This is a genomic window from Leptotrichia wadei (assembly GCF_007990545.2).
GTDB classification, from domain to species: Bacteria; Fusobacteriota; Fusobacteriia; order Fusobacteriales; family Leptotrichiaceae; genus Leptotrichia; species Leptotrichia wadei.
This window is the reverse complement of record NZ_AP019829.2, coordinates 2136755-2149539: the sequence shown is the minus strand read 5'-3', so window position 1 is coordinate 2149539 and position 12785 is coordinate 2136755. Positions and strand designations below refer to the sequence as shown.

Genomic DNA, 12785 nt, shown 5'->3' with positions numbered 1-12785 from the left:
ATTTATTTAGCTTTTATCGGCTTGACTTTGAAAAAGGGGAAGTCTATAAAATAAAGCAAGGAAAAAAATGTAAAAAATTCTTATTCCCTGCTTTTTATTTTTTTATTTTATAAAGAAGTCAAGTAGTCAACCAGTTCCTTTTCAATTTGTGCATTAAATTTTCCAATTCTGAAATTGTACTTAATGTCTTCAAAATTTTCTGGATTTTTATCCATTTCATTTTTTACTACAGCTGGAAATTCATTCCAAAAAATATTGTATTTTCCGTCAACATACGAAATTAAAGTAGGTATTTTTATTTTTTCATCTGTATTTGGAAAAAATTCTTTGGCAGTTTCTCTTGAACGGTAGTCGATTTTTATTTTATTATTCAAGTCGCTGAATTTTTTTAGGAAAGGGACAGTTGCACGGCAATCTGGACAGTAAACTTGTGCCACGGCGATAATTGTAATATCCTTATCTATACCTTTTATAGCCTTTTCAGTTTCTTCTGATAAAGAAATTTTTTCTATAATTCTTAGCTGCTTTTTGTCTTCTTGTGCTTCAGTCACTTCAAATTTTAAATAATCTTCAAATGTTCCCATTGCTTTCACCTCATAAATTTTATTTCTCTTTTTGATATTGTATCATTATTAGGCAAGTTTTTGCAAGTTTAAAAAATTTTTAATTCAAATTTTGGGGGTAATGTGCTAAAATCATTGTAGGAGGAAATTTTATGTATAAGGCTGTTGTAAGTGATCTGGACGGGACGCTTTTAAATGAAGAGCATAAAGTTAGTCCATTCACAAAGGAAACAATTGAATTGCTGCTGGAAAAAGGGATAAAGTTTTATATTGCAACTGGACGTGGATATGTCGGAGCAAAGGAAATTATGGATGAAATTGGACTGAAAATTCCTTTGATTACGTCAAATGGCGCTAGGATTGTAGATGAAAATGGAAGAGAAATTTACGTGAATAATATTGAACAAAAATATGTGGACAAAATTTTTTCGATTGACTATAAATCGTTTGATAAAGGAATAATTTTAAATGGATTCTCAGGTAATCATTGGTACGTTACGGAAGATGCCAGAGATTATTTTTATGCTCAAAAGCCAAATAGGAAGCAGTATCCAGAGCAAATTGAGTGGGATAACTTTAAAAAACTTGCTTTTACAAAAATATTTTTTCTAGGCGAGCATAAAAAACTGCTGGAAATAGAAAAGGAAGTAAGAAAAGTAACGAATAATGAAGTTAATATCGTATTTGTAAACGAAAAAAGTTTGGAGATCTTTTCAAGTGACTGCGATAAGGCTGTGGCAGCTGGATTTTTGCTTCAAAGGGATGGACTGTTGTTAAAAGATGCAGTTTCATTTGGAGATGGATTTAATGATTATGATTTAATAACTCAAACTGGACTTGGATTTGCAATGAAAAATTCAATTTATAGACTGCTTGAAAAATTAACAGATACAGAAGTTATTGGAAGCAATGCTGAAGATGGGATGGCAAGGAAAGTAAGGGAAATATTTAAGATTTAGTAAAAATATAAAATTTAAATATTCTATTTTTTATTTAAATAATAGACTTGTTCGGAAATTATATTTGTTCAGAATTTAATAAAATAAATGTTCTGAAGCAAGAGAGCTTGACCCTTTGTTAAATAAAAAAATTAAGTTATCGAACAGATCTAAATAATAAATTTACAGAGAATTAAAATATTTTATTATTAAATAAATTTAGTTTTAAAATAGTAAATAAATAAAGAGAGAAGGGAAAAAATGAATAAAATTGCATTGGTTGTAGATGATACATCATATATTAGAGAGGACATAAAGGATATTCTTGAAGAACAGGGATATAAAGTGTATGAAGCAAGCGATGGGCTGGAAGCTGTGGAAATGTATAAAAAGGTAAACCCATCTGTTGTAACAATGGATATAAATATGCCAAGAATGCACGGATTAAAAGCTGCACAAGTTATTACGGATTTGGATAAGGAAGCTAGAATCATGATTTGCAGTACAATGGTTATGTTTCCTAATTATATGAAAATGGGGAAAGAAGCTGGAGCAAAGGCATTTTTGTCAAAACCTTTTAATGAAGAGGAATTTATGAATGAGTTTTCAAAATTATTTTTATAAAAATATAAAGAATTGAAAAAATAGCTGTATTAATGAGGTTTTATACTATTCTTCGTTTATAATAGCAGATTTGCTATAAATTTTCTTTACGATGGATAAAAAAACTAAATAAAGTATAATTTCTTATAGATTTTTACATAATAAAAGAAGGAGAGAATAAATGTTTAAAGCTGTTGTAAGTGATTTGGACGGTACACTTTTGAATGCAGAACATAAAGTGAGTGAATTTACTAGGGAAACAGTAGAATTATTATTGAAAAAAGGAATAAAATTTTATATTGCGACTGGAAGAAATTATTTAGGAGCAAAAGAAGCGATGGATGAACTTGGCGTGAAAGTTCCGCTTATTACTTCACACGGATCTGTCGCTTTTGATGAAAATGGGAATGAAATTTTTTCAAATAATTTGAAGCGAGAATATTTGGATAAAGTCTTGAATATTGATTACAAGTCGTTTGGGAAAGATATAATTATAACTGGATATTCTGGACCAAATTGGTTTGTTACTGAAGATTTACGAGAATATTTTTACAATAAAAAGCCTGATAGAACTAGATATCCAGAGCAAATTACTCCTGAAGAATTTAAAAAGCATAATTTTACAAAAATATTTTTTCTTGGGGAAGATCACGATGAATTGCTGGGACTTGAAAATGAAATAAGAAAAGTGGTTGGAGATGGAAATGTAAGTCTTTTATTTGCGAACGAAGGAAGTTTGGAAGTTTTTTCAGCAAACTGCAATAAGGCAAAAGCGGCTGAAGTACTACTAGAAAGAGACGGACTTACATTAAAAGATGCAATTTCATTTGGTGACGGATTGAATGACTATGAATTGATAACAGAAACTGGGCTTGGATTTGCGATGGGAAATTCAATTTATTTGCTGCTTGAAAAACTTTCAGATACTGAAGTTATTGAAAGTAATGCTGAAGATGGGATGGCAAAAAAATTAAGGGAATTATTTAATTTATAGAAAATTAAAATTTGAGAATAACTAAATTAAAGAAATAGGAAAGGGGAGTTTATGTATAAAGCAGTTATCAGTGATTTGGATGGAACTTTACTAAGCAGAGGGCATCATGTTACAAAATTTACTAAAGATATAACAAAGGAAATAATAAAAAAAGGAATAAACTTTTATATTGCTTCAGGTAGAAGTTATGACCAGATTGGGTATATAACTGAGCAGCTTGAGGTAAAAATTCCTATTATAGCTGCAAATGGTGCAAGAATCTTTGATGCAGATGGAAATATGATTTATGAAAAAGGCTTGCCAAAAGAAGCGGCAGAGGCAATCTTGGGGCTGGATTATGAAAGCATAGCTGAAGGTTCACATTTAAATATTTTTTCAGGAAACGACTGGATTATTACAAAGGGAACGGCTCAAAAAGTGTATGACAGAATTTCGAGGGATGTAAAAGTTGACTTTAAGGAAGTCCCAAAGAATGAATTGAAAAACTTGGATATTTTAAAAATATTCTACATTGGAGAACATGAGCAGCTTATAAACTTGGAAAAAGCCATCTTGAAAATAAGAAATGATGTAAATGTTATTTTTGTTACCGATTATTGTATGGAAATTATGGCAAAAGGAGCCAATAAGGGTGCAGCGGCAAAATTCCTGTTAGAAAGAGAAGGCTTGGAACTGAAGGATGCGGTAGCTTTTGGTGATGGTGAAAACGATTTTGAAATGCTTACAATGGTTGGGAAAGGTTATGCGATGGGAAATTCCATAGACAGATTAAGAAAACTGCTGCCAACGGATTTTGAATTTGTTGGAGCAAATACAGAAGATGGAGAAGCTGTGAAATTGCAGGAATTGTTTTTGGAAAGAGCAAAGAATATTTAATTATAATTTTGGTTATTTGTATAGTAAAACTGAACTCAAAAATTATGGCTATTTTACTCAAACCCTAGATTTATATAATTTTTAGCAGTTCTATTTTAAAATAATATCGGAGATAATAAGTTGATAATTTCAACATTAACTGTTGGATATAGAAGAGATATTTGTAAAAATTAATGTAATTAAAAAATAACCGTTCTTATAAATAACAGCGGTTATTTTTTTATTTGATTTATTGCAGCATAACCAAAGTAATATTTTTTTGTTGGTTATTTTATTATTATTTTTCTAATTTTGTAGAAATCGCATCCACATCATACTGTTTTTCCAAATTAATTTGAGAATTATTTTTTAAATCATAATAAGCCGCAACTCCTATCATAGCTGCATTGTCTGTACAATATTCCAGTTTAGGAAAATGAACTTGAATTTGCTCATTTTCATCAGTCTTTAAATTTGTAAATTCTGAAAATTTTTCACGAAGCCGTCTATTTGCAGAAACGCCGCCTGCAACAAGTATCGTTTTCACATCTTTTTCTTTCACAGCCATCAAAATTTTATCATATAGCACATTTACAATAATTTCCTGAAGAGATTTTGCAATATCTTCTTTTGAAAATGGATTACCTTTCATATTTTGGCTATTTACATAATTAGTTATAAAAGTTTTTATCCCACTAAAACTAAAATTGTAGCCATCAACTTTTGGTTTTTTTATTTTTAAAATATCTTCACCATTTACTGATAGTCTGTCAATATGTGGACCTCCAGGATATTCCAGTCCCAATATTCTGGCAATTTTGTCATAAGTTTCTCCGACCGCATCATCTAATGTTTCACCAAGTAAATCAGTAATTATTTTTCCATTTTCTTCATAAATATAATACAAATTTGTATGCCCACCTGATACAACTAGTGATATTGCAGGCAATTTTACATCATTGTCAATGAAACTTGAGAAAATATGTCCGTTAATATGATTTACTGGAATTAATGGAATGTTATTGGCATAGCTTAGGGATTTTGCAAACATTAGGCCTACAAGTAAAGAGCCGATAAGTCCAGGAGTATTTGTTACTGCGATATAATCAATGTCGCTTAATTCACAATTTGCTTTTTCCAGAGCTTCGGTAAATACTGGTAAAATATTTTCTATATGGTGCCGTGAAGCAATTTCAGGCACTACACCGCCAAATTCTTTGTGAATATCAATTTGTGTGGAAATAATATTGCTTAAAATCTTTTTCCCATCCTCAACAACTGCAACAGAAGTTTCATCACAAGATGATTCAAATGCAAGTATTTTCATAATTTTTCTCTCTTTCTTTTTTTATTATTTGAGAGTGTATATAATTTGTATAAATATATAACAAACCTAGTGATATAAGTTTTTTTTAGTTTATTTACACAAAAAAGGTTACACTTTCTTTTTTATATAGAATTATTTGATAATTTATAATTTGCAAACTATGTTATCATTTGTAAAATGTTATTTTTTATAAAATCTTTTAATATTAGAATCTTGAATAAATAAAATATAATTTCTTTTTTTTAAATAAAATTTTTATTATAGAACAAGTCTGTTAATTGTATTCTTTAACAATTTTATTAAATACAGTTTCTACTGAGATTCCAGTCATACAATCTGCGTATTTTTTTGGAAATTTATTGTCTCCGTAAAGTGAATGTGGCGGACAACTTGGATTATTCAGTAAAAAAGTATTTTTTTCAAAGGAAAATAATTTCGGATCAGTCGGTCCAAAAAATACAAAAGTCTTGGCTTTTACAGCTCTGGCTATATGAAACGGGCCTGAATCATTTGCAACAGCCGCTTTTGCATATTTCAACAATATTCCGCTTTCCTTAAAGGAAATTTTCCCGCACAAATCAATAATTTGTTCATCTTCATCAGTTTTTACAACATTTGCATCTTCTTTTCCGCCAATCACAAAAATTCTTAATTTTTCCTCATTATTTACAAATTTATTTTTATTTTTCAAAATTTTTTTTGCCAATTCATCATAATAAGGCCATTTTTTCGTAAATTTAGAAGCTCCAGGAGCTAACACAAAATAATTTCCATTTTCCAAATCATATTTTTTTACAAACTCTTCTTCCATTTTTTTATCAATATAAAATTCTAAATTATCCCCAAGTCCATTTTTTATGTTTTCATCCGAAAAATTTATTCCCAATTTTTTTAAAGCTGTAAAGTAACTTTCAACAATTGTGCAATCTGCATTATAAGTTATAAGTTTTAACTTTACAAGAATAGTTTTCCACCATTTTCTTTTTTTGTATCGGCAATATTGAGTATGCCTGTTTTCAAGACTTTTTCCAATAATTCTAGATAAAAATTTAGAATGAAGATCAATGACACAGTCATAATTTTCTGTTTTTAGTCTATTTATCATGTCTTTTATATATTTTCGGTCCTTACTTTTCTTTTTCTCAAAAATTATCAAATTCCTAATTTCAGGATTCAAGGAAATTGCTTCAGAAAAAGTATTGTAAACTGCAAAATCTATTACAGCTTTTGGACATTTTTCTTTAATTGCCCTTATTACTGGCGTTGTAAGCACTACATCCCCAAATGAGCTAAATCTTATTATTAATATTTTCATATTTTTTCCTCTTCTAAAGTCTAATATTTTACTTGATTTTTTTAATACCAAAATAAATTAAGCAAAGATTCATGCAAAATATCTATAAATTTTAAATTTTGATTTATGTTGTTTCATGTTATTTTATAATTTAAAACTATTATTAGTCAAGTGTTTTTCTTTCTAAAAATAGAATAAAATATTTAGGTCAAATCAAAAATTATATAGTAAAACTGATTTGAAATTTAACTCAAAAACTATGACTATTTTACTCAAACCTTAAGTTTATATGATTTTTAATAGTTTGATTTTGAATATTTGAGTATATTTTGATACTAAACTCTATTTAAAAAATAGAAATTATATTTTATGTTATAAAATAAAAAATGTAGCCATCTAACTACATTTTATAAAAAAAATACCTACATTAATTGCAAGTACGACTTAATTAATATAATGGTGCCTAGAAGAAGATTCGAACTTCCGACCCTACGGGTATGAACCGTATGCTCTAGCCAACTGAGCTATCTAGGCATTTGGTGGCGGGAGCTGGATTTGAACCAACGACCTTCGGGTTATGAGCCCGACGAGCTACCATACTGCTCTATCCCGCGACAATGAAAGTTTTTTATAAGTGGTGCCTCGGGCCGGACTTGAACCGGCACGGGATAAATTCCCACAGGATTTTAAGTCCTGTGCGTCTACCGATTTCGCCACCAAGGCATATTTTACCTAAAAAGTAAACTTACGTATAAGATTATACAGTATTTTTTTAGATTTGTCAACAACTTTTTTTCTAGATTTTTTTTGGTTAAAGTGGTAAAATACATTATAAGATATTTTTAGATCTCTCAAAAATTAAATTAATAAAAGCTAAATAAATTTAATGAACTTAAACTTCAGCCTGCTTATAAAGATTACTTTAAAACTAAGTTTAAAGTTATGATAATTTTACTCAAATCCTAGTTTTACTCAATTTTTATTAGTTTGGTTTTAAGGAGATTCGAGTATATATAAATGAAAATTTTAGAATTACGGGATTTTTGGAAAAGGGAGAGTATGTGAAAATGTATAAAATATTTAAAGATGTAAGTTACAAGTTGCTTCAAGAGGGAGAAAACTTTGAAATTAGGGGTATTGAGTATGATTCACGAAAAATCGAAAAGGATTTTGTATTTGTGGCAATGACAGGAAGTGCTGTGGATGGGCATGATTTTATTCAAAAGGCTATTGACAGCGGGGCTAAAATGATTATTTGTGAAAGGGATGTAAATGCAAAAGAGTATAGAAATGCTAATTTTGTAACTTTTGTTCAAGTGGAGGATATACGTAAAAAATTAGGAATAATTGCTTCAAATTATTATGATTATCCACAAAATAAAATAAAAATAGTTGGAATTACAGGAACAAATGGCAAAACTACATCAAGTTTTATTTTGGAAAATATTTTGGAAAAAACAGCTAGAATAGGAACTACTGGAAATCGTATTTTAGATGAAGAGTTTGAAACAGTTAATACAACTCCAGAATCATTAGAATTAATAAAATTAATAGATAAAAGTGTAAAAAAAGGTGTAGATTACTTTATAATGGAAGTAAGTTCCCATGCCCTTCAAATTGGACGTGTGGATATGCTTAAATTTGATTCTGCAATATTTACTAACTTGACACAAGACCACCTTGATTTTCACAAAACTATGGAGAATTATTTTAATGCCAAGAAAAAAATATTTTCAATGCTGAGAAATAATGGTGCAGGAATAGTTAATATTGACGATAAATACGGGGAAAAAATTTATTCTGAAAAAAAAGGTGGAAATAACGATTATATTTCCATAAGTATAAAAAATGAAGAAGCTGACGTATGGGGAGATATTTTAAATTATACAAATCATGGAATGAAAATAAAAATAAACTTGGATAATTATTTTGAAAGAAGAAATCTTGTAAAAAATAAAGATGAAGAAGAATACAAATTTGAAATAGAATTAGTGGGAGAATATAATTTATATAATGTCCTTGGCTGTGCTGCCAGTGCATTGTCACTTGGAGTAAAAATAGATTTTATTGTAAAAAAATTACAAGAAATGCCTTCAGTTCCAGGAAGATTTGAAACAATAAAAAACGATTTGGAGGCAAGAATCGTAATAGATTTTGCACATACAGATGATGGACTTTTAAATATTGGAAAAACTTTAAAGCAAATTACAGATAATCAAGTAATAACAATATTTGGTGCAGGTGGCGACAGAGATCATGATAAGCGTCCAAAAATGGCAAAAGCAGCAACAAAATTTAGTGATTACATCATTTTAACATCAGATAATCCTCGTACAGAAAATCCCATAAAAATTTTAGCAGATATAGAAAAAGGGCTTATTGCAGAAAAATATCCATTTGATAAATATATAATTATCGCCGACAGGGAAAAGGCAATAAGATACGGAATGAGACTTCTTAAAAAGGGAGATAGTCTTTTAATCGCAGGAAAAGGACATGAAACTTATCAAATAATCGGAACTGAAAAAACACATTTTGATGATAGGGAAGTAGTAAGAAAAATTTTGGCTGGGAAATAAAAAAAATAATAAACAAAATAAAACTGTACTTATAACTAAATTTAACATACCTAAAAAATATTAAATAAAAATCTTTTATAGCCCTTGACAAAAGGGCTATTTTAGTATAGAATATTTAGGTTAGAACTCATAACTAAATTTTGAAAATATATTTTTTTAAAAAATAATATATTTGAAGTGAATTTTAGAGTAAATCGACATACTTAAAATGGGTATGCACTTATGTTTGATAAAGTAGCTTGCAGGAAAAGCAAGAAAAAGGAATGGAGACTTTGTCAAATTGGGCTTTATCAAATGTAGATTGAAGAAATGAGCTTTATAAAAAGTTTTAGTTTTGAAAAATAACGCAAGAATAAATATATAAATCAAAGAAATTTGAGAGGAGGAAAACAGATGCCTACTATTAATCAATTAGTAAGATTTGGTAGAAGTACAACTGAGAAAAAGAAAAAATCACCTGCATTGAAAGGTAATCCACAAAAAAGAGGGGTTTGTGTAAGAGTATATACAACTACACCTAAAAAGCCTAATTCGGCCTTAAGAAAGGTAGCAAGGGTTAAATTAGTAAATGGAATCGAAGTTACTGCTTATATTCCAGGAATCGGACACAACTTGCAAGAACATAGTATCGTTCTTTTAAGAGGAGGAAGAACAAAAGATTTGCCAGGGGTTAGATATAAAATAATCAGAGGAGCATTAGATACAGCAGGAGTTGTAAACAGAAAACAAGGTAGATCAAGATACGGAGCGAAAAAAGGGTAATTAATTTTTAAAAAAGTAAGGAGGACAATTAAGTGTCAAGAAGAAGAAGAGCGGAAAGAAGAGATGTATTACCAGATTCTCAATTTAACGATAAAGTAGTAACTAAATTCATTAATGGATTAATGAAAGACGGAAAAAAATCATTAGCTGAGCATATTTTTTATTCAGCATTACAACAAATAACTGAAGAAACTCAAGAAGAAGGAATTGAAGTGTTCAGAAGAGCAATGGAAAACGTAAGACCTCAATTAGAAGTAAGATCTAGAAGAATCGGAGGGGCAACTTATCAAGTACCAGTTGAAGTAAGAAAAGAAAGACAACAAACTTTAGCAATCAGATGGCTAGTTAGATATACAAGAGAAAGAAAAGAATACGGAATGGTTGCTAAACTAAAAAAAGAATTAATTGCTGCTGCCAATAACGAAGGTGGATCAATTAAGAAAAAAGAAGATACATATAAAATGGCTGAAGCAAATAGAGCGTTCGCACATTATAAATGGTAATCTTAAGTTTGCTTGATAAATATTAAGTATTCAGAAATATTTAGTATTTATATTTTTAAAAAATTCATTTTTTCAGAATTGAATTTATAAAAAATATAATAATCAGGGTAGGAACTATCCAAAGAGCTTGGTAAATATATATAAATATATTTTCCAAGAAGCTCTGATTTTTAGAAGTTAGAGCAGGTTACATATAATTCTTTTAAAAAAGAAGTTTACAATATAAGGAGGAAAAATTAAATGGCAAGAAAAGTTGCTTTGAAGGATACTAGAAATATTGGTATCATGGCACATATAGATGCTGGAAAAACAACTACTACTGAAAGAATCTTGTTTTATACAGGAGTAAACCATAAAATTGGAGAAGTTCACGAAGGAGCTGCTACGATGGATTACATGGAACAAGAACAAGAAAGAGGAATCACAATTACATCAGCTGCAACAACAGCATTCTGGAACGGACATAGAATTAATATAATAGATACACCAGGCCACGTTGACTTTACAGTTGAAGTAGAAAGATCGTTAAGAGTATTAGATGGATCTGTTGCTGTATTCTCGGCAGTTGACGGGGTTCAACCGCAATCAGAAACTGTTTGGAGACAAGCAGATAAATATAACGTACCAAGAATGGCATTTTTAAACAAAATGGATAGAGTCGGTGCAGACTTTGATATGTGTGTAAACGATATTAAAGAAAAATTAGGTGGAAATGGTGTACCAATTCAATTACCAATTGGTGCAGAAGATAATTTTGAAGGAATTATCGATCTAGTAACAATGAAGGAATATTTATTTAAAGATGAAACTATGGGAGCTGACTATGAAGTAGTTGATATAAGAGCTGAATTAGCTGATGCTGCTCAAGAAGCTAGAGAACATATGATTGAATCTGTAGTTGAAACTGATGATGAATTGATGGAAAAATACTTTGGTGGAGAAGAAATTACTGAAGATGAAATTAAAAGAGCATTAAGAGTTGCTACAATTGCAGGAACTGTTGTACCCGTATTGTGTGGAACAGCATTCAAAAATAAAGGAATTCAACCATTACTTGATGCAGTAGTTGCCTACATGCCGTCACCAGTAGATATTAATGGAGGAAAAGTAAATGGTACTGATCCTAAAACTGAAGAACCTATCCAAAGAACAATTTCAGATGATGAGCCATTCTCAGCATTGGCATTTAAAATCATCACAGATCCATTCGTTGGAAGATTATCATTCTTTAGAGTTTATTCAGGAGTATTGGAAAAAGGATCTTATGTATTAAACTCAACTAAAGGTAAAAAAGAAAGAATGGGAAGATTGCTTCAAATGCACGCTAACAAGAGAGAAGAACTTGATATAGTTTATTCTGGAGATATTGCAGCTGCAGTTGGATTAAAAGATACTACAACTGGAGATACATTGTGTGCTGAAAATGCTCCAATTATCCTAGAAAAAATGGAATTTCCTGATACAGTTATTCAAATAGCTGTTGAACCTAAAACAAAAGCTGACCAAGAAAAAATGGGGACAGCACTTTCAAAACTTGCTGAAGAAGATCCAACATTTAAAGTTACAACTAACCAAGAAACTGGTCAAACATTGATTTCAGGAATGGGAGAATTACATTTGGAAATCATCGTAGATAGAATGAAACGTGAATTTAAAGTAGAAGCAAACGTTGGTAAACCACAAGTTGCTTATAGAGAAACAATTAATGGCGCAACAGATGTTGAAGAAAAATATGCTAAACAATCTGGAGGACGTGGACAATATGGACATGTTAAGATGAAAGTTGAAGCTAACCATGGAAAAGGATATGAATTTATTAATGAAATTACTGGAGGAGCTATTCCAAGAGAATATATTCCAGCAGTAGATAAAGGAATACAAGAAGCGTTAGAAGCTGGGGTTGTTGCAGGATACCCAGTTCAAGATATAAAAGTTACATTATATGATGGATCTTACCATGAAGTAGATTCATCAGAAATGGCATTTAAAATTGCAGGATCTATGGCAATCAAAAAAGGACTTAGAGCTGCTAACCCAGTATTATTGGAACCAATCTTCAAAGTAGAAGTTACTACTCCAGAAGAATACATGGGAGATGTTATTGGTGACTTAAACTCAAGAAGAGGACAAGTTTCAGGAATGACTGACAGAAATAATGCAAAAATTATTGATGCAGAAGTACCTTTATCACAAATGTTCGGTTATGCAACTGACTTGAGATCAAAAACACAAGGAAGAGCATCTTATTCAATGGAATTTGAAAAATATGTAGAAGTTCCAAAAAATATTGCTCAACAAGTAATTGATGAAAGACAAGGGAAATAGTAAAAAATAAAATAGAATCTTAAAAAATTTAAAATAAAATGG

11 protein-coding genes and 3 tRNA genes are annotated in these 12785 nt (G+C 30.0%); 8 read left to right on the top strand and 6 right to left on the bottom strand.

Annotated features, from left to right (window positions below; genetic code table 11):
* Positions 1-107: 107 nt before the first annotated feature.
* Positions 108-584 (bottom strand): thioredoxin family protein, encoded by a 477-nt coding sequence (locus FVE73_RS09900; RefSeq protein ID WP_018498514.1) that lies wholly within the window; start codon positions 582-584, stop codon positions 108-110.
* A gap of 131 nt (positions 585-715) precedes the next feature.
* On the opposite strand from FVE73_RS09900, the gene FVE73_RS09895 reads away from it, so the two are divergent.
* The 4 genes from FVE73_RS09895 to FVE73_RS09880 all read left to right on the top strand — a co-directional run bounded on the left by FVE73_RS09895 (position 716) and on the right by FVE73_RS09880 (position 3974).
* On the top strand, positions 716-1522 hold the full coding sequence (locus FVE73_RS09895) for a Cof-type HAD-IIB family hydrolase (RefSeq protein ID WP_018498513.1): 807 nt from the start codon (positions 716-718) through the stop codon (positions 1520-1522).
* 240 nt (positions 1523-1762) lie between these two features.
* Positions 1763-2125 carry a response regulator gene (locus FVE73_RS09890; RefSeq protein WP_018498512.1) on the top strand — a complete coding sequence of 121 codons (363 nt, stop codon included), beginning with the start codon at positions 1763-1765 and terminating at the stop codon, positions 2123-2125.
* 160 nt (positions 2126-2285) lie between these two features.
* On the top strand, positions 2286-3098 hold the full coding sequence (locus tag FVE73_RS09885) for an HAD family hydrolase (RefSeq protein ID WP_018498511.1): 813 nt from the start codon (positions 2286-2288) through the stop codon (positions 3096-3098).
* A gap of 51 nt (positions 3099-3149) precedes the next feature.
* The gene (locus FVE73_RS09880; RefSeq protein ID WP_018498510.1) at positions 3150-3974 is read left to right on the top strand and encodes an HAD family hydrolase; all 825 of its coding nucleotides are present in this window, start codon (positions 3150-3152) and stop codon (positions 3972-3974) included.
* A 277-nt stretch (positions 3975-4251) separates the two neighbouring features.
* Here the strand turns inward: FVE73_RS09880 and tsaD are convergent, their stop codons facing one another.
* The 5 genes from tsaD to FVE73_RS09855 all read right to left on the bottom strand — a co-directional run bounded on the left by tsaD (position 4252) and on the right by FVE73_RS09855 (position 7297).
* Positions 4252-5280: a tRNA (adenosine(37)-N6)-threonylcarbamoyltransferase complex transferase subunit TsaD gene (gene tsaD, locus FVE73_RS09875; protein WP_018498509.1), complete on the bottom strand. Its 1029-nt coding sequence runs from the start codon at positions 5278-5280 to the stop codon at positions 4252-4254.
* Positions 5281-5554: 274 nt separating this feature from the next.
* Positions 5555-6595, bottom strand: coding sequence for a glycosyltransferase family 9 protein (locus FVE73_RS09870; protein WP_018498508.1), 1041 nt, complete (start codon positions 6593-6595; stop codon positions 5555-5557).
* A 436-nt stretch (positions 6596-7031) separates the two neighbouring features.
* Positions 7032-7108: transfer RNA gene (locus FVE73_RS09865), tRNA-Met, on the bottom strand.
* Between the two features lie 3 nt (positions 7109-7111).
* Positions 7112-7188: transfer RNA gene (locus FVE73_RS09860), tRNA-Met, on the bottom strand.
* Positions 7189-7209: 21 nt separating this feature from the next.
* Positions 7210-7297: transfer RNA gene (locus tag FVE73_RS09855), tRNA-Leu, on the bottom strand.
* A gap of 344 nt (positions 7298-7641) precedes the next feature.
* Between FVE73_RS09855 and FVE73_RS09850 the strand changes: the two genes are divergently transcribed.
* From FVE73_RS09850 to fusA, 4 genes are all read left to right on the top strand, one after another.
* Positions 7642-9153: a UDP-N-acetylmuramoyl-L-alanyl-D-glutamate--2,6-diaminopimelate ligase gene (locus tag FVE73_RS09850; RefSeq protein ID WP_018498507.1), complete on the top strand. Its 1512-nt coding sequence runs from the start codon at positions 7642-7644 to the stop codon at positions 9151-9153.
* Between the two features lie 393 nt (positions 9154-9546).
* Entirely contained in the window at positions 9547-9915 is a 369-nt protein-coding gene (gene rpsL / locus FVE73_RS09845) for a 30S ribosomal protein S12 (RefSeq protein WP_006806098.1), read from the top strand.
* A 32-nt stretch (positions 9916-9947) separates the two neighbouring features.
* A complete protein-coding gene (rpsG, locus tag FVE73_RS09840; RefSeq protein WP_018451569.1) occupies positions 9948-10418 on the top strand; it encodes a 30S ribosomal protein S7 in 471 nt (156 codons plus the stop codon).
* Positions 10419-10658: 240 nt separating this feature from the next.
* Positions 10659-12743, top strand: a complete 2085-nt coding sequence (gene fusA / locus FVE73_RS09835) for an elongation factor G (RefSeq protein ID WP_018498506.1) — start codon at positions 10659-10661, stop codon at positions 12741-12743.
* The last annotated feature ends 42 nt before the right edge of the window (positions 12744-12785 follow it).